At 56.2% G+C, this 21,082-nt stretch carries 21 protein-coding genes, 5 tRNA genes and 1 pseudogene; 9 read left to right on the forward strand and 18 right to left on the reverse strand.

Features of this window, described 5'->3' with window-relative positions; genetic code table 11:
- The first annotated feature begins 186 nt into the window (after window positions 1–186).
- From emrR to HWQ15_RS23165, 4 genes and pseudogenes are all read left to right on the forward strand, one after another.
- A complete protein-coding gene (emrR, locus tag HWQ15_RS02875) occupies window positions 187–717 on the forward strand; it encodes a multidrug efflux transporter EmrAB transcriptional repressor EmrR (RefSeq protein WP_017694792.1) in 531 nt (176 codons plus the stop codon).
- Window positions 718–845: 128 nt separating this feature from the next.
- Window positions 846–2,018: a multidrug efflux MFS transporter periplasmic adaptor subunit EmrA gene (gene emrA / locus HWQ15_RS02880; protein WP_022649133.1), complete on the forward strand. Its 1,173-nt coding sequence runs from the start codon at window positions 846–848 to the stop codon at window positions 2,016–2,018.
- A gap of 16 nt (window positions 2,019–2,034) precedes the next feature.
- Complete coding sequence (gene emrB, locus HWQ15_RS02885; RefSeq protein WP_022649134.1) at window positions 2,035–3,582, forward strand: multidrug efflux MFS transporter permease subunit EmrB; 1,548 nt, start codon at window positions 2,035–2,037, stop codon at window positions 3,580–3,582.
- A 229-nt stretch (window positions 3,583–3,811) separates the two neighbouring features.
- Window positions 3,812–3,955 (forward strand): annotated as a pseudogene (locus HWQ15_RS23165) (hypothetical protein); the annotation flags it as partial.
- A gap of 61 nt (window positions 3,956–4,016) precedes the next feature.
- Here the strand turns inward: HWQ15_RS23165 and luxS are convergent.
- The 18 genes from luxS to mltB all read right to left on the reverse strand — a co-directional run bounded on the left by luxS (window position 4,017) and on the right by mltB (window position 17,671).
- Entirely contained in the window at window positions 4,017–4,532 is a 516-nt protein-coding gene (gene luxS, locus HWQ15_RS02890) for an S-ribosylhomocysteine lyase (protein WP_017382778.1), read from the reverse strand.
- Between the two features lie 152 nt (window positions 4,533–4,684).
- Complete coding sequence (gene gshA, locus HWQ15_RS02895) at window positions 4,685–6,229, reverse strand: glutamate--cysteine ligase (protein ID WP_063148638.1); 1,545 nt, start codon at window positions 6,227–6,229, stop codon at window positions 4,685–4,687.
- Window positions 6,230–6,312: 83 nt separating this feature from the next.
- Complete coding sequence (locus HWQ15_RS02900) at window positions 6,313–6,741, reverse strand: YqaA family protein (protein WP_017692791.1); 429 nt, start codon at window positions 6,739–6,741, stop codon at window positions 6,313–6,315.
- Window positions 6,738–7,304: a fructose-1-phosphate/6-phosphogluconate phosphatase gene (gene yqaB, locus HWQ15_RS02905; RefSeq protein WP_063148639.1), complete on the reverse strand. Its 567-nt coding sequence runs from the start codon at window positions 7,302–7,304 to the stop codon at window positions 6,738–6,740. Before yqaB ends, HWQ15_RS02900 begins: the two co-directional genes overlap by 4 nt.
- A gap of 126 nt (window positions 7,305–7,430) precedes the next feature.
- Window positions 7,431–7,507 (reverse strand) — tRNA-Arg (locus tag HWQ15_RS02910).
- Between the two features lie 64 nt (window positions 7,508–7,571).
- Window positions 7,572–7,648: transfer RNA gene (locus tag HWQ15_RS02915), tRNA-Arg, on the reverse strand.
- A 64-nt stretch (window positions 7,649–7,712) separates the two neighbouring features.
- Window positions 7,713–7,789: transfer RNA gene (locus HWQ15_RS02920), tRNA-Arg, on the reverse strand.
- A 64-nt stretch (window positions 7,790–7,853) separates the two neighbouring features.
- Window positions 7,854–7,930: transfer RNA gene (locus tag HWQ15_RS02925), tRNA-Arg, on the reverse strand.
- Window positions 7,931–7,934: 4 nt separating this feature from the next.
- Window positions 7,935–8,027: transfer RNA gene (locus tag HWQ15_RS02930), tRNA-Ser, on the reverse strand.
- Between the two features lie 342 nt (window positions 8,028–8,369).
- Complete coding sequence (gene csrA, locus HWQ15_RS02935) at window positions 8,370–8,555, reverse strand: carbon storage regulator CsrA (protein ID WP_000906486.1); 186 nt, start codon at window positions 8,553–8,555, stop codon at window positions 8,370–8,372.
- Window positions 8,556–8,796: 241 nt separating this feature from the next.
- Window positions 8,797–11,424 (reverse strand): alanine--tRNA ligase, encoded by a 2,628-nt coding sequence (alaS, locus tag HWQ15_RS02940; RefSeq protein WP_022649139.1) that lies wholly within the window; start codon window positions 11,422–11,424, stop codon window positions 8,797–8,799.
- Window positions 11,425–11,555: 131 nt separating this feature from the next.
- A complete protein-coding gene (gene recX / locus HWQ15_RS02945; RefSeq protein ID WP_017382782.1) occupies window positions 11,556–12,056 on the reverse strand; it encodes a recombination regulator RecX in 501 nt (166 codons plus the stop codon).
- 68 nt (window positions 12,057–12,124) lie between these two features.
- Window positions 12,125–13,183 carry a recombinase RecA gene (recA, locus tag HWQ15_RS02950; RefSeq protein ID WP_022649140.1) on the reverse strand — a complete coding sequence of 353 codons (1,059 nt, stop codon included), beginning with the start codon at window positions 13,181–13,183 and terminating at the stop codon, window positions 12,125–12,127.
- 89 nt (window positions 13,184–13,272) lie between these two features.
- Complete coding sequence (pncC, locus tag HWQ15_RS02955) at window positions 13,273–13,770, reverse strand: nicotinamide-nucleotide amidase (protein ID WP_003862172.1); 498 nt, start codon at window positions 13,768–13,770, stop codon at window positions 13,273–13,275.
- Window positions 13,771–13,900: 130 nt separating this feature from the next.
- Entirely contained in the window at window positions 13,901–14,779 is an 879-nt protein-coding gene (locus HWQ15_RS02960) for a metal ABC transporter substrate-binding protein (protein WP_045308762.1), read from the reverse strand.
- A gap of 14 nt (window positions 14,780–14,793) precedes the next feature.
- Entirely contained in the window at window positions 14,794–15,654 is an 861-nt protein-coding gene (locus HWQ15_RS02965; protein WP_022649142.1) for a metal ABC transporter permease, read from the reverse strand.
- Window positions 15,651–16,304, reverse strand: a complete 654-nt coding sequence (locus HWQ15_RS02970) for a metal ABC transporter ATP-binding protein (RefSeq protein ID WP_063148640.1) — start codon at window positions 16,302–16,304, stop codon at window positions 15,651–15,653. Before HWQ15_RS02970 ends, HWQ15_RS02965 begins: the two co-directional genes overlap by 4 nt.
- 266 nt (window positions 16,305–16,570) lie before the next feature.
- Entirely contained in the window at window positions 16,571–17,671 is a 1,101-nt protein-coding gene (gene mltB / locus HWQ15_RS02975; RefSeq protein WP_022649145.1) for a lytic murein transglycosylase B, read from the reverse strand.
- A 251-nt stretch (window positions 17,672–17,922) separates the two neighbouring features.
- On the opposite strand from mltB, the gene srlA reads away from it, so the two are divergent.
- From srlA to gutM, 5 genes are all read left to right on the forward strand, one after another.
- The gene (gene srlA, locus HWQ15_RS02980; protein ID WP_003862164.1) at window positions 17,923–18,486 is read left to right on the forward strand and encodes a PTS glucitol/sorbitol transporter subunit IIC; all 564 of its coding nucleotides are present in this window, start codon (window positions 17,923–17,925) and stop codon (window positions 18,484–18,486) included.
- Entirely contained in the window at window positions 18,483–19,442 is a 960-nt protein-coding gene (locus tag HWQ15_RS02985; RefSeq protein ID WP_022649146.1) for a PTS glucitol/sorbitol transporter subunit IIB, read from the forward strand. Before srlA ends, HWQ15_RS02985 begins: the two co-directional genes overlap by 4 nt.
- A 12-nt stretch (window positions 19,443–19,454) precedes the next feature.
- Window positions 19,455–19,817: a PTS glucitol/sorbitol transporter subunit IIA gene (gene srlB / locus HWQ15_RS02990; RefSeq protein WP_063148641.1), complete on the forward strand. Its 363-nt coding sequence runs from the start codon at window positions 19,455–19,457 to the stop codon at window positions 19,815–19,817.
- A 14-nt stretch (window positions 19,818–19,831) separates the two neighbouring features.
- A complete protein-coding gene (gene srlD, locus HWQ15_RS02995) occupies window positions 19,832–20,611 on the forward strand; it encodes a sorbitol-6-phosphate dehydrogenase (RefSeq protein WP_023306810.1) in 780 nt (259 codons plus the stop codon).
- 67 nt (window positions 20,612–20,678) lie between these two features.
- Window positions 20,679–21,038 carry a transcriptional regulator GutM gene (gutM, locus tag HWQ15_RS03000; protein ID WP_063148642.1) on the forward strand — a complete coding sequence of 120 codons (360 nt, stop codon included), beginning with the start codon at window positions 20,679–20,681 and terminating at the stop codon, window positions 21,036–21,038.
- The last annotated feature ends 44 nt before the right edge of the window (window positions 21,039–21,082 follow it).

Consider the following 21,082-nt stretch of genomic DNA (forward strand, 5'->3'; position numbering starts at 1 on the left):
CTGTCCTCACATCCCCTCTTTCGCGGGTACACACCCCACACTTTCTGTGCTCACCGGGTCACGGATTTACCCGGCGCTTTCTGATGGTGACATACGTTTGGCGGATATAACCGCACAAATAATTCATTTACATTATTTGTCACTATCGTTACTATATCGGCTGTAATTAATGAGGTTATGCCCAAAATGGATAGTTCGTTTACGCCCATTGAACAAATGCTTAAGTTCCGCGCCAGTCGTCATGAGGACTTCCCGTATCAGGAGATCCTGCTGACCCGCCTGTGCATGCACATGCAGGGTAAGCTGCTGGAAAATCGTAACAAGATGCTGAAAGCGCAAGGGATTAACGAGACGTTGTTTATGGCGTTGATTACGCTTGAGTCTCAGGAAAACCACAGCATTCAGCCGTCTGAACTGAGCTGCGCGCTGGGTTCATCCCGTACCAATGCAACCCGTATTGCTGATGAGTTGGAGAAGCGCGGCTGGATAGAGCGCCGTGAGAGCGATAACGATCGCCGCTGCCTGCATCTGCAACTGACCGAGAAAGGTCACGAATTCCTGCGCGAAGTGCTGCCACCGCAGCATAACTGCCTGCACCAGCTTTGGTCTGCCCTCAGCACCGCCGAGCGCGACCAGCTTGAGCACATTACTCGCAAGCTGCTCACCCGTCTGGACCAGATGGATGAAGATGGCGTCATTCTTGAGGCGCTGCGCTAACGCGACGATCCGCTCAACATTCCAGATTGCAAAAGAAAAACTGACAGGCCAGCACGTGAAACTGCTGGCCTTTCTGACAACAGGTCGGCTCAGCCGATGTGAAAATAAAAAGATCGTGGAGAACAACAATGAGCGCAAATGCGGAGAACACCCCCCCGCAGCAACCGGTCAACAAGAAGGGCAAACGTAAGAGCGCCCTTATTCTGCTGACCTTGCTCTTTATTATTATTGCCGTGGCATATGGGATCTATTGGTTTTTAGTCTTGCGTCATGTTGAAGAGACAGACGATGCATACGTGGCAGGGAATCAGGTTCAAATCATGGCCCAGGTGTCAGGCAGCGTGACGAAAGTCTGGGCTGACAACACCGACTTTGTGAAAAAAGGGGATGTGCTGGTCACGCTTGATCCGACCGACGCCCAACAGGCGTTTGAAAAAGCACAGACGGCGCTGGCCTCCAGCGTTCGCCAGACCCGCCAGCTGATGATCAACAGCAAACAGCTTCAGGCCAATATCGACGTGCAGAAAACGGCCCTGGCCCAGGCGCAGAGCGACCTCAAGCGTCGTGTTCCTCTCGGCACCGCCAACCTGATTGGCCGTGAAGAGTTGCAGCACGCACGCGATGCGGTGGCAAGCGCACAGGCGCAGCTGGACGTGGCGATCCAACAGTACAACGCCAACCAGGCGATGGTGCTGGGCACCTCTCTGGAAAACCAGCCGGCGGTGAAACAGGCGGCGACCGAAGTGCGTAACGCATGGCTTGCCCTGCAACGTACCAAAATCGTCAGCCCGATGACCGGTTACGTTTCCCGTCGTTCCGTGCAGCCGGGTGCGCAAATTAGCACCACCACGCCGCTGATGGCGGTCGTTCCGGCGAACAACCTGTGGGTGGACGCGAACTTCAAAGAGACCCAGCTGGCGCATATGCGTATCGGCCAGACCGCAACCGTGGTCAGCGATATCTACGGTGATGACGTGAAGTACACCGGTAAAGTGGTCGGTCTGGACATGGGGACCGGCAGCGCGTTCAGCCTGCTGCCTGCACAGAACGCCACCGGCAACTGGATCAAAGTGGTACAGCGCTTGCCTGTGCGTATCGAGCTGGATCCTAAGCAGCTGGCAGACCATCCGCTGCGAATTGGCCTTTCCACGCTGGTGACGGTCGATACCGCCAACCGCGACGGTCAGATCCTCGCAAGCCAGGTGCGCAGCACGCCAGCTTATGAAAGTAACGCCCGTGAAATTAGCCTCGATCCGGTCAATAAGCTGATCGATGACATCGTGAAGGCAAACGCCGGTTAAGCCGAAGGTGAGCGTTATGCAACAGCAAAAGCCGCAAAAACCGCTTGAGGGGGCGCAGCTGGTCATTATGACCATTGCGCTGTCGCTGGCGACATTCATGCAGGTGCTGGACTCCACCATCGCAAACGTGGCGATCCCTACGATCGCCGGGAACCTTGGCTCATCGCTGAGCCAGGGGACCTGGGTCATTACCTCATTCGGGGTGGCGAACGCCATCTCTATTCCCATCACCGGCTGGCTGGCGAAGCGCGTCGGTGAAGTGAAGCTGTTCCTCTGGTCGACGATCCTGTTCGTGCTGGCCTCCTGGGCCTGCGGCATGTCCAGCAGCCTGACGATGCTGATTTTCTTCCGCGTCATCCAGGGGATTGTCGCCGGGCCGTTGATTCCGCTGTCGCAGAGTTTACTGCTGAACAACTATCCGCCCGCCAAGCGCTCCATCGCGCTCGCGCTGTGGTCGATGACGGTGATTGTCGCCCCAATTTGCGGGCCAATCCTCGGCGGCTATATCAGCGATAACTATCACTGGGGCTGGATCTTCTTCATCAACGTACCCATCGGTGCGCTGGTGGTGCTGATGACGCTACAGTCTCTGCGTGGTCGCGAAACGCGGACCGAACAGCGGCGGATCGATGGCATCGGGCTGGCACTGCTGGTTGTCGGCATCGGCAGCCTGCAAATCATGCTCGACCGCGGCAAAGAGCTGGACTGGTTCGCCTCTACGGAAATCATCGTGCTGACGGTGGTCGCCGTGGTTGCCATTAGCTTCCTGATTGTCTGGGAGCTGACGGACGAAAATCCGATAGTCGACCTCTCGCTGTTTAAATCGCGAAACTTCACCATCGGCTGCCTCTGTATCAGCCTCGCCTATATGCTCTACTTCGGCGCGATTGTTCTGCTGCCGCAGCTGTTGCAGGAGGTGTACGGCTATACCGCAACCTGGGCGGGGCTGGCCTCCGCGCCGGTGGGGTTAATTCCGGTTCTGCTGTCGCCGATTATTGGCCGTTTCGCCCATAAGCTCGACATGCGCAGGCTGGTGACGTTCAGCTTCATCATGTACGCCGTGTGCTTCTACTGGCGCGCGTATACGTTTGAACCGGGAATGGACTTTGGCGCCTCCGCGTGGCCGCAGTTTATTCAGGGCTTTGCTGTGGCGTGCTTCTTTATGCCACTGACCACCATTACGCTTTCGGGCTTGCCGCCTGAGCGGATGGCGGCGGCATCGAGCCTGTCGAACTTCACCCGTACGCTGGCGGGCTCCATCGGGACATCGATCACCACCACGCTGTGGACCAACCGGGAAGCGATGCACCATGCCCAACTGACCGAAGCGGTGAACCCGTTCAACCCTAACGCTCAGCAGATGTATAGCCAGCTTGAGGGGATGGGGATGACGGAGCAGCAGGCATCCGGCTGGCTTGCCCAGCAGATCACCAACCAGGGGCTGATTATCTCGGCAAACGAGATTTTCTGGATATCGGCGGGGATCTTCATCGTCCTGCTGGGGCTGGTGTGGTTTGCCAAACCACCGTTTGGTGCCGGTAGCGGGGGCGGTGGAGCACACTAGCCCTGTGCACGGGTTGCCCGGTGGCGCTACGCTTACCGGGCCTACGAACGTAGGCCGGATAAGGCGTAGCCGCCATCCGGCAAAACACCGCACCGTGTCCAAAACGCGACAGCGATTGTCAGTTCCGATAAAGCAGCGCGCCTGAAATTGATTCACGAGAGTGAAAAGACAACAGGAGCGTACCATGCTGAACACACCCGCGCCACGCGCTGGCTCTCGACAGACTTACGTCGAAGTGAGCTCGCCGAACGTCTATCTCGACCAGATCGAATATTTCTGCCACCACTTCAGCCGCCGCAGCGACGTCTGTATCAGCGTGCATCCGCAAAACGATCGCGATACCGGCGTCGCCAGCGCGGAGCTGGCCGTGGTTGTCGTCATCAGGATTGTAGGCCCGGTCAGCGAAGCGCCACCGGGCATCCACAGGCACGATACTAAATGTGCAGTTCCTGAAGTTTTTCTTTTGGCAGGGCCAGCTCGTCGTTGCTGTTTACACGAACATCACGTTCGATGATATGACGGGCAATCTCCTGAGCTTCTTCCAGAGAGTGCATCTGGTAAGTGCCGCACTGGTAAACGTTCAGCTCAGGGATCTGGTTCTGCTCTTTCACCTTCAGCACGTCTTCCATCGCCGCTTTCCACGCATCCGCGACGCGTTTCTCATCAGGCTGACCAATCAGGCTCATGTAGAAACCGGTGCGGCAGCCCATCGGAGAGATATCGATGATCTCCACGCCGTTGCCATTCAGGTGGTCGCGCATGAATCCGGCGAAAAGGTGTTCCAGCGTGTGAATGCCTTTCTCTGGCATCACTTCTTTATTCGGCACGCAGAAGCGCAGGTCGAAAACGGTGATCGTGTCGCCGTGCGGCGTGTTCATGGTCTTCGCCACGCGGACTGCTGGTGCTTCCATACGGGTATGGTCGACAGTAAAGCTATCTAATAACGGCATACGTCACCTCCGATAGTGATTTTTTTTAAAATAAACTGAACTCTTCTACAGAATGCGCGTCTGAGTATATGAAAGACGCGCATTTGTTATCATCATCCCTGAATTCAGAGATGTATATTTTGGCCACAGCGATGTGGCCTTTTTCTTTTGGTTCAGGCCTGCTTCGCCAGAAACGCCTCAAACGACTCCGTATCCGCCGCTTCGACCTCTTTCTGACGCACAACGGACGCATCGCGCTCTGCCACAAAATCCGCTTCGCTCAGGATCTCTAACGGCTCCTGCATCAGCATCTCACGGTACTCCGCTGAGAGTGAACGCCCTGTGCCACCAATTCCCTGTTCAATCATAGAACGCAGAATACGTGCTGAGAATGTCAGTTCCGGGTTATCAAAGCTTTCAATCAGTTCGTCGCAGACCTTCTGGTAAGCTTCGCCGCCGTACACGCTATCCAGCGTCTGGGCTACGCGCTTCAGGTCATGGAACAGATCCTTCCCTACCTTAGACAGTGGGAACTGGGCCGTTTCACAGCCAATACCTAACGTCAGACCCGGCTTGCGCCCTTCCAGAATCACGCGATTCCAGTTGGCACGAGTACACAGCAGTTCGTCGGAACTCATTTCCGGCGCATCCGCCAGTACGCACCAGACCATAAACAGGTCAAGGAAGCGAACCTGCTGCTCGTCAACGCCAATCGGTGAGAACGGGTTGATATCCAGCGAGCGCACTTCAATGTATTCGATCCCGCCGCGCTGTAGCGCATCCGACGGCGTTTCACCGCTGCGCGTCACGCGCTTCGGACGAATCGGCGCATACAGTTCATTTTCAATCTGCAATACGTTGGTGTTAATTTGCAGGCGCTTGCCGTCTTTTTCGAGGCCGATTTTTTCGTACTCTTCCGACGGGGTTTTTATCGCCCGCTTCAGGCATGCCACATATTCGTGCAGATCGTTAAACGTAATTCCGAGATTGCTTTGCGATTTATTGGTGTAGCCAAGGTCGCTCAGGCGCAGCGAGGTCGCGTACGGCAGATAGTACATGCCACACTCGGTCTTCTCGAACGGCAGCGTGGTCGGTTTCCCTTGCAGGAACGATGAACAAATGGCCGGGGACGCGCCGAACAGATACGGAATAACCCAGCCAAAACGGTAGTAGTTGCGGATCAGGCGGAAGTAGCCCGCGGAGATCGCTTCTTTATCCGTTTCACCGCACTTCGCCTGCCAGAACGCCATCGGCAGAGAGAAATTGTAGTGCACGCCAGAGATCGTCTGCATCAGTGCGCCGTAGCGATTTTTCAGTCCTTCGCGATACAGCGTTTTCAGCCGTCCAATATTCGAGGTGCCGTACTGAGCCAGCTCGATATCCTGCCCCTGCTCGATATAGCACGGCATGCTGAGCGGCCACATACGCTCGTCGCCGAGGTTGCGGGCGGTGAAGCGATGCACGTCGCGCATGATCGTCAGCATATGATCAATATCACCGTCTACTGGCGTAATGAACTCCAGCAGCGCTTCGGCGAAATCGGTTGTGATCCATTTATGTGTCAGCGCCGAGCCTAACGCCTTCGGGTGTCCCGTAGTCGCTAAGCTACCATCCGCATTTACGCGCAGCGTTTCGCGCTCAAGCCCACGCTGAATCCCCTTCAGTGCCTGAGGGTGATTTTCCAGCCAGGCCAGCGCCTGTGATACGTCCGGGATCAATTTGACCTCCCGCCTGTCAAAAAATTGTCACTCAGCATAATTGTAATGGTTGACGATTGAAGGTCGCGAATTCATTCCACCAATTAGTGCCACCACGTCATACCCTGTAGTGTTACCCATGCCAGTAAAACATAGCGTAACGCCTTGCCAAGGCACAAAAAAAAGAGCACCGGTCCCCAGGAGATGCGCATCCATCCCGCCAGCAGACACAGTAAATCGCCTATTACAGGCATCCAGCTTAATAACAGCGTGGCAGCGCCATAGCGTTTTAGCCAGCCCACTGCCTTTTCCTGCCAGCGAGATTTTTCGCGTAGCGGAAAGAAACGTCCAAGAATAACGTTAGTCAGCCCTCCAAGGCTATTACCCATTGTTGCTATTAAGACCAGCAACCAGGGCTGACTCACGCCGGACAACAGCATCGCCACCAGCACCACTTCCGAATTCCCCGGTAAGAGGGTGGAGCTTAAAAAACTGCTGGCGAATAATGAAGCGAGTGACAGCGCGTCACTCACAGTAAGCGAACATCCACCGCCGCCATTCCGGCATCACGCGCGGCCTGAATGCCAAAATCAGCATCTTCAAACACCACGCATTTTGCAGGTGGTACACCCACTAATTCTGCACAGCGCAGGAAGGTATCCGGTGCGGGTTTGTGATGTTTAACATGATCGGCGGCAACGACGGCAGAAAAATAGTGGCGCAGGCCAAGGTGTTTGAGTAGCGCTTCAGCAATCGCGCTCTCGCTGCCCGTACCGACAGACATAGGACGACGGCCGTGCCACTCCTTGACGACGTCAATGAGTGGTAAAGGCTGCACGGTGTCTAACAGTATGGCTTTTACCGCGTCGGTTTTTTCACGCGCGAGCTGGTGCGGGTCGAGATCGGCCTGATTCAGCTCAATCACGGCCTGTGCGATACGCCAGGTGGGCGATCCGTTGAGGGCAATCATCGCCTGTAAATCGAAGCGCATACCGTAACGGCCCAGGACTTCGGCCCAGGCCTGACGATGCGTGGGTTCGGTATCCAGGAGGGTGCCGTCCATGTCGAAGATCAAACCGTCATACTGTGCGTACATCGTGCTCTCGCTAAACGATTAACAAAGCATTACTTTATCGTAAAAGGGGATTTTTGTCGCTGATTGCGAAGTGATAACAATGAGAGTGATTAAGAACTAAACATCGAAGGGGATCACAAGAAGAGATGGTGCATCCGGGAGGATTCGAACCTCCGACCGCTCGGTTCGTAGCCGAGTACTCTATCCAGCTGAGCTACGGATGCATCGGGATTTGCTGCTGTACTTCTCGATACTCATATCACTTCAAAAGCAATATGAATTAAAAAATGGTGCATCCGGGAGGATTCGAACCTCCGACCGCTCGGTTCGTAGCCGAGTACTCTATCCAGCTGAGCTACGGATGCATCGGGATTTACTGCTGTACTTCTCGATACTCATATCACTTCAAAAGCAATATGAAGTAATAGATGGTGCATCCGGGAGGATTCGAACCTCCGACCGCTCGGTTCGTAGCCGAGTACTCTATCCAGCTGAGCTACGGATGCATCGGGATTTACTACTGTACTGCTCGATATTCATATCACTTCGAAAGCAATATGAAGTAATAGATGGTGCATCCGGGAGGATTCGAACCTCCGACCGCTCGGTTCGTAGCCGAGTACTCTATCCAGCTGAGCTACGGATGCAAAATGGCGGTGAGGCGGGGATTCGAACCCCGGATGCAGCTTTTGACCGCATACTCCCTTAGCAGGGGAGCGCCTTCAGCCTCTCGGCCACCTCACCACACAACGCCTCTTTCGAGTGCTTCGAGTAACTCGTTAAGAGCTTCTCGTCGCTGCGTGGCGCATATATTACTTTCTGGGACTTATAAGTCAAACAATTTTCCACATGCTTTTTTCGTTTGCACAATTCGCACGCAATTCGCATGTAAAAGCCGCAAAGAGAGTGTTTTATAAGCGGATTTTGCAGACATCTTCACAGAATTGTGTTGAGAGAAGCGCGTCATTTGGATGAGATAAGATTATGAGAGTGGTCAAAAACGAAGCGTTTGAAATAGAACGGTAACTTTATGCAGGAAAAATAGCGGGAGGGTTGCGTCTCGCCCGACAGCGAGACGCGACAATATCAGTAACTGGACTGCTGGGATTTTTCAGCCTGGATACGCTGGTAGATCTCTTCACGGTGGACAGATACTTCTTTAGGAGCGTTAACACCAATACGTACCTGGTTACCCTTTACCCCTAAAACTGTCACGGTGACCTCATCCCCAATCATGAGGGTCTCACCAACTCGACGAGTCAGAATCAGCATTCTTTGCTCCTTGAAAGATTAAAAGAGTCGGGTCTCTTGTATCCCGGCATTATCCATCATATAACGCCAAAAAGTAAGCGATGACAAACACGTAAAGTGTAAGCAGTCACGGCATCACATTCTGTTAAACGTAAGTTTAGCCGATATACACAAACTCAACCTGACTTTATCGTTATCGATAGCGCAGTGAGCAAGACGCCATAACGTTACCGCTATGGCGTCTGCTTGTGCTTTGTAGTTATTACAGTTTCGCGCTTACCCAGCTTTCAACGCTGGCTAATGCCGCGGGAAGTGCCGCCGCATCCGTACCACCGGCTTGCGCCATGTCCGGACGACCGCCACCTTTGCCACCCACCTGCTGGGCGACCATGCCAATCAGTTCCCCTGCTTTGACACGATCCGTCACATCCTTAGAGACGCCCGCAATCAGAGAAACCTTACCCTCTGCGACCGTTGCCAGCACGATAACCGTCGAACCAAGCTGGTTCTTCAGATCGTCGACCATGGTACGCAGCATCTTAGGCTCAACGCCCGCCAGGTCGCTGACCAGCAGTTTGACGCCCTTAATGTCTACCGCTTTGCTGGAGAGGTTTGCGCTCTCCTGCGCCGCAGCCTGTTCTTTCAGCTGCTGGAGTTCTTTTTCCAGCTGACGGGTACGATCCAGCGCGACACGCACTTTCTCGCCCAGGTTCTGGCTATCGCCTTTCAGCAGCTGCGCGATCTCGTGCAGCTGGTCGCTCTGCGCATGCAGGCTGGCAATTGCACCTTCCCCGGTCACCGCCTCAATACGACGCACGCCTGCCGCCGTACCCGACTCGGAAACGATGCGGAACAAGCCGATGTCACCGGTGCGTGATGCGTGAGTACCGCCACACAGTTCGGTAGAGAAGTCGCCCATGCTCAGCACGCGAACGCGGTCGTCATATTTCTCGCCAAACAGCGCCATCGCACCTTTCTTCTTCGCTGCCTCAAGATCCATGATGTGGGTTTCGATTGGCAGGTTGCGGCGGATCTGGGCATTCACCAGGTCTTCCACCGCACGAATTTCAGACGGCTTCATCGCTTCAAAATGCGAGAAGTCGAAACGCAGCACTTTGTCGTTAACCAGAGAACCTTTCTGTGCAACATGCGTACCCAGCACTTCGCGCAGGGCTGCGTGCATCAGGTGGGTTGCCGAGTGGTTCAGACGAATGCGCGCGCGGCGAGCTTCGTCAACGTTGGCCTGAACGCCCTCGCCCACTTTCAGAGAACCGGAAACCAGTTTGCCCTGGTGACCAATTGCCTGACCGTATTTCTGGGTATCGCTTACGCTGAAGCTGAAGCCATTGCCTTTCAGTTCGCCTTTATCGCCAACCTGGCCGCCGGATTCCGCATAGAACGGTGTTTTATCCAGGATAACAACCGCGTCCTGACCTGCGCTAATGCTGTCTACGGCTTTACCGTCAACAAACAGCGCGGTCACGTTGCTGGTCAGAGCCAGCTCTTCGTAGCCTTTAAATTCAGACGCGCTATCAACGCGGATCATCGCGTTGTAGTCCGCGCCAAAACCGCTGGATTCACGCGCACGACGACGCTGCTCTTCCATTGCGGCTTCAAAGCCTGCTTCGTCAACTTTGATGTTGCGCTCGCGGCAAACGTCCGCCGTCAGGTCAACCGGGAAGCCGTAGGTGTCGTACAGGCGGAAAGCGGTTTCGCCATCCAGCGTGTCGCCCTTGAGTTTCGCCAGCTCGTCGTCCAGCAGCGCCAGTCCGCGCTCCAGCGTACGGGCAAACTGCTCTTCTTCGGTTTTCAGAACCTGTTCAACCTGCGCCTGCTGGCGTTTCAGCTCGTCACCGGCAGAGCCCATCACGCCAATCAGTGGCCCAACGAGTTTATAGAAGAAGGTGTCCTTCGCGCCCAGCATGTTGCCATGACGGATCGCACGACGAATGATACGACGCAGCACATAGCCACGGTTTTCATTCGACGGGATAACGCCGTCAGCAATCAGGAACGCACAGGAACGAATATGGTCTGCGATAACGCGCAGTGATTTGTTGTTCAGATCGGTTGCGCCCGTCACTTCGGCAACGGCTTTGATCAGGGTGCTGAACAGGTCAATCTCATAGTTGGAGTTAACGTGTTGCAGAACGGCCGCGATACGCTCAAGACCCATACCGGTATCTACGGACGGTTTTGGCAGCGGCTCCATGGTGCCGTCGGCCTGACGGTTGAACTGCATGAAGACAATGTTCCAGATCTCAATGTAGCGATCGCCATCTTCTTCCGCGCTTCCCGGAGGGCCGCCCCAGATGTGGTCACCATGATCGTAGAAGATCTCGGTGCACGGACCGCAAGGGCCAGTGTCGCCCATCTGCCAGAAGTTATCAGACGCGTAAGGCGCGCCTTTGTTGTCACCGATGCGGATGATACGTTCGCGAGGGATACCCACTTCTTTTTCCCAGATGTCGAACGCTTCGTCATCGGTCTCATACACGGTCACCCACAGACGCTCTTTCGGCAGATTAAACCAGTTTTCACCGGTCAGCAGTTCCCACGCATATTGAATGGCGTCGTGTTTGAAGTAGTCGCCGAAGCTGAAGTTACCCAGCATTTCGAAGAAAGTGTGGTGGCGCGCGGTGTAACCGACGTTTTCCAGATCGTTGTGTTTACCGCCCGCACGCACGCAACGCTGTGAGGTTGTGGCGCGGGAATAATTACGCTTGTCGAGACCAAGGAACACATCCTTGAACTGGTTCATCCCGGCGTTGGTAAACAGCAGAGTCGGGTCATTGTTCGGTACCAGGGAGCTGCTGGCAACAACCTGGTGTCCCTTACTATGGAAAAAATCGAGAAACGCCTGACGGATCTCAGCGGTGCTCTTGCTCATAATTATCCTGAAATCAAGCTAACGAAATGTCGCAGCAGATCTGTATCTGTAAACAGTTGGACGGACCAGCTACTGGAAAAAGTGGGAATAAGATAAGTTTTCTTTAGTGGGAAGTAAAATCCCGCATGCGTTCAATCGGTAAAATTACGCCAGATATCCTGAATATCTTCCATCAGGAAGCCGCGGTAGAGCAAAAAGCGCTGGATTTTAACTTTTTCTGAAAATTCACGCGGCAGCGGCTCACCGTACTTTCGTACCGCCTGCTCACGCGCCAGTTCGCACCAGTCGATTTCACTTTCGCGCATGGCTTTTTCAATCGATTCACGGGCTACACCTTTCTGGTTCAGCTCCTGGCGGATACGCGCTGGCCCATAGCCTTTACGACCACGGCTGGCAAGAAAGCGAGCGGCAAAACGGCCGTCATCCAGATAGTGATGCTCGTAGCACCAGGCAACCACACGGTCATAATCTTCCGCGGTGGCATCAATGTCTTCCGGACCGTTTTTGCTCATGACGGGCGCTGACAGTTTCCGCCGCAGCTCCTGTTCACTATGGTCACGCACGGCAAGAATACGCACGGCCCGATCCAGCAAGCGTGAGTAGGCTGGTCGGCGTGATGTCGGTTCACTCATAAAAAACCTGTCGATTCAGAAATGCAAAAAGGGCCGCATCAGCAGCCCTTCATTTTTATCCGAGAGGATTAAAAGTCTTCGTTGGTTTCTTCAGCATCCGCGCCGTCGACCACGAAATCAGGTTTAGAGTCCTGGTTGCTCAGCAGGAGTTCACGCACCTTCTTCTCAATCTCTTTCGCCGCCGCCGGGTTCTCTTTCAGCCAGGAGATAGCATTCGCTTTACCCTGACCAATCTTGTCACCGTTGTAGCTGTACCATGCGCCCGCTTTTTCAATCAGCTTCTCTTTCACGCCCAGGTCAACCAGCTCGCCGAGGAAGTTGATACCTTCGCCGTAGAGGATCTGGAATTCAGCCTGTTTGAACGGTGCTGCGATTTTGTTCTTCACAACCTTCACGCGGGTTTCGCTACCGACGACGTTATCCCCCTCTTTCACCGCGCCGATACGGCGGATATCCAGACGGACAGAAGCGTAGAATTTCAGAGCGTTACCGCCGGTGGTGGTTTCCGGGTTACCGAACATTACACCAATTTTCATACGGATCTGGTTGATGAAGATCAGCAGCGTATTGGACTGCTTCAGGTTACCCGCCAGCTTACGCATCGCCTGGCTCATCATACGTGCCGCGAGGCCCATGTGAGAGTCACCGATTTCACCTTCAATTTCCGCTTTTGGCGTCAGCGCCGCAACGGAGTCGACGATGATCACGTCAACCGCACCTGAGCGCGCCAGCGCGTCACAAATTTCCAGGGCCTGCTCGCCGGTGTCCGGCTGTGAGCACAGCAGGTTGTCGATATCAACGCCCAGTTTACGGGCATAGACCGGGTCCAGCGCGTGCTCGGCATCGATAAACGCACAGGTTTTACCTTCGCGCTGTGCCGCCGCAACAACCTGCAACGTCAGGGTGGTTTTACCCGAGGATTCCGGACCGTAGATTTCTACGATACGGCCCATCGGCAAACCGCCAGCGCCCAGTGCGATATCAAGAGAAAGCGAACCAGTGGAGATAGTTTCCACGTCCATGGAACGGTCTTCACCCAGGCGCATGATGGAGCCTTTACCGAATTGCTTTTCGATCTGGCCCAGTGCTGCCGCCAACGCTTTCTGTTTGTTTTCGTCGATAGCCATTATTACTCCTGTCATGCCGGGAGAAGCAACTGCGCTTCACCATGGACTTCTGTTCTGTTGAGGCAATTATACTGTATAATCATACAGTATCAAGTATTTTGTAGAAATTGTTGCCAGAGCGTTTTTAACGCGTATTCCGTTGCCTGACGACGCACGCTTTCGCGATCGCCGCTGAAGCATTCCCGGCGGGTGATCCCTTCACCTTTTGAGGTGGCAAAGCCAAACCAGACGGTGCCGACAGGCTTCACGTCGCTGCCGCCGTCCGGCCCCGCGATACCGCTGATGGAGATAGCGTAATCTGCGCGCGCCTCTTTCAGCGCGCCAATCGCCATTTCGATCACCACCGGCTCGCTGACCGCGCCATGCTGCTCAAGCGTGGCTTCACGCACGCCAATCATCTGCGCTTTAGCCTCGTTACTGTAGGTCACAAAGCCGCGTTCAAACCAGGCGGAACTGCCAGCAATATCGGTAATTGCTTTCGCCACCCAGCCGCCGGTGCAGGATTCTGCGGTCGTAAGAGTCGCGCCGCGCTGTTTCAGCGCCAGCCCCACCACTTCGCTTAGCTGCATCAATTCATGGTCAGTCATTCTCGCTCCAGGCCTTAGAAAAACATGCAGCACAAGATAGCACTTTCTCATCAAATATGGGGATGCGCGTCGGGTTTTACGAGGGGGCTTCAGAAAAAAGCCGATGCGGGCGCATCGGCCAGAGAGACGCTTATTTCATGCTGTTAGCGAGGGTATCCACATTGTGGCGAAACGCCTTGACGTAGGTGTCCGCCACGCCGCCCTTCGCGGACAGCGCTTCCGGGTAAAGTTCACCGCCCGGCTGGGCGCCCGTGGCGGTCGCAATCTGCTTCACCAGGCGCGGATCAAGCTGGTTTTCCATAAACCAGGTTTTCACACCGTCAGCTTTAATCTGATTGATGATCTCCGCTACCTGCGCCGCGCTGGCTTCACTCTCAGACGTCAGCCCCTGCGGCGCCATAAACGTCACGCCGTAGGCGCGGCTGAAATAGCCGAAGGCGTCGTGGCTGGTCAGCACTTTGCGCTTCGCCTGTGGGATGTCGCTGAAACGCTTTTTAGCCCAACCGTCCAGCTGAGAGAGCTGCGCAATATAGGGTTTACCGGTAGCTTCAAGCGCCGCCGTATCTTCAGGATCGGCCTTCACCAGCCCAGAGAGAATATTTTGCGCATACAGCGCGCCGTTCGCCGCGCTGTTCCACGCGTGCGGATCGGTCACGGTTTTACCGTCCTCTTCCAGCGTGTGCGTTTTCACGCCGTCCGAAGCAACCACCAGCTGGCCTTTGAATCCGGAGGCTTTCACCAGACGATCGAGCCAGCCCTCCAGCCCCAGCCCATTGACCACCACCACGTCAGCTTTACTCAACGCCGCGCTGTCTTTGGGCGAGGGTTCGAAAGTATGGGGATCACCGTCCGGCCCCACCAGCGTCGTCACCTTCACACGATCGCCGCCAACCTGCTGCGTGATGTCTCCCAGGATGGAAAAGCTGGTCACCACATTAAGCGTTTTCGCCATTACGCCGTGCGTCATCATGCCGAGCGCGAGCGCCACGGCTAACCCTGTACGTTTCATCGTTTCCCCTTGCGTTAAAAAAGCGCCCGCAGGCTATCCGCCAGCCTGCTGCGCGTGCCAAATAAAACGGAAATAAAGAACAATGCGCTGGCGGTCAGCACAATGGAGGGCCCGGCGGGCAGACTCACTGCCCAGGAAAGGCTTAAGCCCAGCCACGCGCAAAAAATACCGCTGATACCCGCCATCAGAAGTAACCCTGGCAGGGTGCGCACCCAGCAGCGTGCCGCCACGGCGGGTAACATCATCAGCCCGACGGCCATCAACGTGCCGAGCACCTGAAAACCGGCCACCAGGTTGAGCACCAGCAGCGCCAGAAACAGACCGTGTAACATCCCGGGCAGCCAGCGCGCGTTCACCTGCAACCACGCGGTATCGAACGCTTCGCTGACCAGCCCACGATAAAACATCGCCAGCGTGAGGAGCGTGAACATGCAAACGCCCGTCACGAACAGGGCTGACGCGCTATCCACGGCGAGAATGGAGCCAAACAGAAGATGAAGCAGATCGACATTTGAACCGCGCAGCGACACCAGCGTGACGCCCAGCGCCAGGGAACCCAGGTAAAACCCCGCGAAGCTGGCATCCTCTTTAAGGGGCGTGCGGCGGCTGACCAGCCCGGCCACCAGCGCAACGGCGATCCCGGCAATAAACCCGCCGACAGTCATTGCCAGCAGCGACATACCGCTGAGCAGATAGCCCACCGCGACACCCGGCAAAATGGCATGAGAAAGGGCGTCCCCCATCAGGCTCATCCGACGCAGTTGAAGGAATACGCCCAGCGCCGTGGTGCTGACGGAGAGCGCCAGGCAAACCACCAGTGCACGGCGCATAAAGCCGTACTCAATAAACGGCTGGAAGAATGTATGCCAGATCATGCCACCCTCACCCGCTCGGTTTTCCATTGGGGAATATCAGCGTCCAGACGTAACGTCTGCGGGAAGTGACGTGCTACGCGCTCGCTGTCATGCAGAACCGCCAGCAGGGTCTGCCCCTGCATATACATCTCCAGCATCAGATCCATCAGCACGTTGCAGGTCGCTTCATCAACGCCGGTGAAGGGTTCGTCCAGCATCACCAGCGGCGCCTGCTGCACTAAAACGCGGGCAAACAGCATGCGCTGGAATTGCCCGCCGGAGAGTTCATCGATGGTGGATAACGCCATGGACGCCAGCCCCACGCGCTCAAGCGCGCCGGCAATGCGCATGCGGGTATCCCGACGAAAACTGGCAAATAGCGAGACTGCTGGCCAGCAGCCCATGCTCACCACGTCCTGCACGGTCAGAGGAAATTGCGCCTCCAGCGCGTGACGCTGCGCCAGCCAGCCCACCACCGGACGTCTCCCCTGCCAGCGAAACGTACCGCTGACGGGCGGAAGAAAGCCAGCGAGCGTTTTCAGCAGCGTGGATTTGCCGCAGCCGTTGGCCCCGACGATGGCGGTCATGCTCCCGCGTTCAATCACGCCGGACAGTGCGCGCGTAACGGGCTGGCGATCGTAACCCGCCACCAGGTCGTTCATCACGATCATGGCAACGCCACCGCCCAGCGCAAGGCCAGGCCGAGAAACAGAATGAGCACCAGCGCCAGCAGCAGCCGAAGCGAGGATGAGAGAGAAAACAGGGACATGGATATCTCAATTCAATAATGTTATAACATAACAATAATGAAAGGCGATTGAGATGTAAACGGCGGGAGTAAAATGGGAGTGTGGCGAAATGTTTCTGCGGGAAACAGGTGCGGGCGGGTGCCCTCACCCCAGCCCTCTCCCACAGGGAGAGGGAGGCATAAGGGGACTTACTGGCTAAACGGTGACGCTGCCGGCACACGCGCCTGAGACACCGCCAGCCCCAGTTGCCACACCGCCATCGCATAGTGCGTGCTGTGGTTGTAGCGGGTAATGGTGTAGAAGTTCGGCAGTCCGAACCAGTACTGATAACCGGTTCCGACATCCAGGCGCAGCAGGCTCACCTGGTCAACATTGCCCAGCGGCTGCGACGGCGTTAAGCCTGCCGCTGCAAGCTGCGCAACGCTGTATTTGGTTTTAAATCCGTTTTCCAGACCAAACGCCTCACCGTTCGCCTGCACCGCCACCTGGCCGCCCGGCGTCCAGCCGTGCGCTTTGAAGTAGTTGGCCACGCTGCCAATGGCGTCTTCGGGATCCCACAGGTTGATGTGACCATCCCCGTTAAAATCTACCGCGTACTGCTTATAGGAGGACGGCATAAACTGGCCGTAGCCCATCGCACCGGCGAACGACCCTTTCAGATCTAACGGATCGTCCTGTTCGTCTCGCGCCATCAGCAGGAAGGTTTCCAGTTCAGAGGAGAAATACTCGGCGCGGCGCGGGTAGTTGAAGGAGAGCGTCGCCAGCGCATCGAGGATGCGGGTTTTACCCATAATGCGTCCCCAGCGAGTCTCGACCCCAATAATACCGACGATGATCTCCGGCGGCACGCCATAGACCTGCCACGCACGATTCAGGGCGTCTTCATACTGATTCCAGAACACCACGCCATTTTGCACGTTGTCCGGGGTAATAAACTGTTTGCGATAGCGCAGCCACGCCCCGTTTGGCCCGGTCGGCACCTGGGCCGTCGGCGCCTGCCTGTCCATCAGGCGCAGCACGTAGTCCAGACGCTTCGCCTGAGACAAAATGGCATGCAGCTGCTGGCGATCAAAACCGTGCTTGCTCACCATTTTATCGATGAACTGTTCGGCCGCAGGGTTATTCGCGAAGTCGCCGCCCATCTGCATCATATTGTGCTGCGGCTCAAGCAGAAACCCGCCGGAAGGCGCGCCCGCCGTTTGTTGAACAGCTTCAGTCCTGGGTTTGCTACTACAGGCGGACAGGAGAATAAGCGCAGGTAACAGCGCTGCATAACGACGCTTGAACATGTGGCATCCATTTAACGAGTTCGGTAAGAACCCAGTATGGTAAAGCATCCGCAACACCTCAAGGAAGCGGTACACACCTCCCCAACGCAAATCCGCGCTTTTTTCCATCGAAAATCATTCGCCCCACCAATTATCTTTCAAATTAATCCATTTTTCTTTCATTGTGAGATCTAATTAACACTTTAAAAGCTTTCAATTTGATTATTATTAGCCCCGAACAGACAAAAACAAACGCCCTACAGGAGAGAAGAATGATAGAAACCATCACCCACGGCGCCGAGTGGTTCATCGGGCTTTTTCAGAAAGGCGGCGAGGTATTCACCGGCATGGTGACCGGGATCCTGCCCCTGCTGATCAGCCTGCTGGTGATCATGAACGCGCTGATTAACTTTATCGGCCAGCAGCGTATTGAACGCTTCGCCCAGCGCTGCGCCGGAAACCCGCTGTCCCGCTACCTGATCCTGCCCTTCATCGGCACCTTTGTGTTCTGCAACCCGATGACCTTAAGCCTCGGCCGCTTTATGCCAGAGAAGTACAAGCCGAGCTATTACGCCGCCGCCTCCTACAGCTGCCATTCCATGAACGGCCTGTTCCCGCACATCAACCCCGGCGAGCTGTTCGTTTATCTCGGGATCGCCAGCGGCCTTACCACGCTTGGCCTGCCGCTCGGCCCGCTGGCGGTGAGCTACCTGCTGGTCGGTCTGGTCACCAACTTCTTCCGCGGCTGGGTGACGGATCTCACCACCGCCATTTTTGAGAAAAAAATGGGCATCCAGCTTGAACAGAAAGTCCATCTTTCAGGAGCCACAGCATGAACCGGATCCGCATTGAGAAAGGCACGGGCGGCTGGGGCGGCCCGCTGGAGTTCGACGCCACCGAAGGCAAAAAGATTGTGTACATCACCGCAGGCACGCGCCCGGCGATCGTCGACAGGCTGCACGAGCTGACGGGCTGGGAAGCGGTCGACGGCTTCAAGGAAGGCGAACCGCCGGAAGCGGAAATCGGCGTGGCGGTGATCGACTGCGGCGGCACGCTGCGCTGCGGCATCTATCCGAAGCGCCGCATTCCGACGGTAAATATTCACTCCACCGGGAAATCCGGCCCGCTGGCGCAGTACATCCTTGAGGATATTTATGTCTCTGGGGTGAAGGAGGACAACATCACGCTGGTGAATGGCACATCCGCGCCGCAAAAAGCGGCCCCGCGCGAGTACGACACCAGCAAAAAAATCACCGAGCAGAGCGATGGCCTGCTGGCGAAGGTCGGGATGGGGATGGGGTCCGCCGTGGCGGTGCTGTTCCAGTCCGGGCGCGACACCATCGACACGGTGCTGAAAACCATTCTGCCGTTTATGGCGTTCGTCTCGGCGCTGATCGGTATCATCATGGCCTCCGGCCTCGGCGACTGGATTGCCCACGGCCTCGCCCCGCTCGCCAGCCACCCGCTCGGCCTGGTGACGCTGGCGCTGATCTGCTCCTTCCCGCTGCTGTCGCCGTTTCTCGGCCCGGGCGCGGTGATTGCCCAGGTCATCGGCGTGCTGATTGGCGTACAGATTGGTCTGGGCAACATTCCCCCGCACCTCGCTCTGCCAGCCCTTTTCGCCATTAACGCTCAGGCGGCGTGCGACTTCATCCCCGTCGGGCTGTCGCTGGCGGAAGCACGTCAGGACACCGTGCGCGTGGGCGTCCCCTCCGTGCTGGTGAGCCGCTTCCTGACGGGCGCGCCCACGGTGCTGATTGCCTGGTTTGTCTCCGGCTTTATTTATCAATAAGAGGTTCCTGCCATGACCGTGATTTACCAGACCACCATTACCCGCATCGGCCAGAGCGCAGCCGATGCGCTGAGCGACCAGATGCTGATCACCTTCCGCGAAGGGGCGCCTGCGGATATCGAAGAGTTTTGCTTTATCCACTGCCACGGCGAGCTAAACGGCGAGCTGAAGGCCGGGAGCCAGCTTGAGCTGGGCGAGGCGCGCTATGCCGTGACTGCCGTCGGCGACGTCGCTGAACAAAACCTGCGCGAGCTGGGGCACATCACCCTGCGTTTTGACGGGCAACCGCAGGCGGAGTATCCCGGCACGGTTCACGTTGAGGGGCCGGTTCCGCAGGCTGTCACACCAGGCAGTACGTTAAAATTTGTTGCGTAATTAAGGAGAAACACATGAGTCAGGTTGCCGTTGTCATTGGTGGGGGACAAACCTTAGGCGAGTTCCTCTGCCGTGGGCTTGCCGCAGAGGGTTACCGCGTGGCGGTTGTGGACATTCAGAGTGAAAAAGCCGCCCGCGTGGCGGACGCCATCAACACCGAGTTTGGCGAAGGGATGGCGTACGGATTTGGTGCCGACGCCACCAGCGAGCAGAGCGTGGTGGCGCTGGCCCGCGGCGTAGATGAGATATTTGGGCGTATCGACCTGCTGGTCTACAGCGCGGGGATCGCGAAAGCGGCCTTTATCAGCGATTTCGAACTGGGGGATTTTGACCGCTCGTTGCAGGTGAATCTGGTGGGCTATTTCCTCTGCGCCCGTGAGTTTTCCCGGCTGATGATCCGCGATGGTATTCAGGGGCGCATCATTCAGATCAACTCGAAATCCGGGAAAGTGGGCAGCAAGCACAACTCCGGCTACAGCGCGGCGAAGTTTGGCGGCGTGGGGCTGACGCAGTCTCTGGCGCTGGATCTGGCCGAATACGGCATCACCGTTCACTCGCTGATGCTGGGTAACCTGTTGAAATCGCCGATGTTCCAGTCCCTGCTGCCGCAGTACGCCTCCAAGCTCGGCATCAAAGCTGAAGAAGTGGAGCAGTACTACATCGACAAAGTGCCGCTCAAGCGCGGATGTGATTATCAGGACGTGCTGAACATGCTGCTGTTTTACGCCAGCCCGAAAGCTTCGTACTGCACCGGGCAGTCGATTAACGTCACCGGTGGGCAGGTGATGTTCTGATCGAGCGGCCTGATGCCCTCACCCTAACCCTCTCCCACCGGGAGAGGGAACAAAACAAGGAGTCGATATGGTAACCGCACTCATCACCGTCGCCGCCCTCGCCTGGATCTGCCAGATGGCGTTTGGCGGCTGGCAAATCCATCAGTTTAACCGCGCCTTTGACGCCCTGTGCCAGAAAGGTCGTGTGGGCGTCGGGCGTTCCGGTGGACGCTTCAAACCGCGGGTTGTCGTCGCTGTTGCGCTGGATGAAAACAATAAGGTCTGCGATTCCCTCGTCATGCGCGGCATGACCGTCTTTGCCCGCCCGGTGAAAATCCAGGCGATCAACGGCATTTTGCTGCATGAATTACAACCTGATGTGATCTTCCCCCATGATTCACTCTGTCAGAATGCACTATCATTAGCGCTTAATCTGAAACATGGATAATTTCGTTGTGAAAGTTATAAACTTGCGGAATTATCATTTCGCAA

Origin of the sequence: Enterobacter sp. DSM 30060 (assembly GCF_013375955.1) — a bacterium.
Lineage (GTDB): Bacteria > Pseudomonadota > Gammaproteobacteria > Enterobacterales > Enterobacteriaceae > Enterobacter > Enterobacter intestinihominis.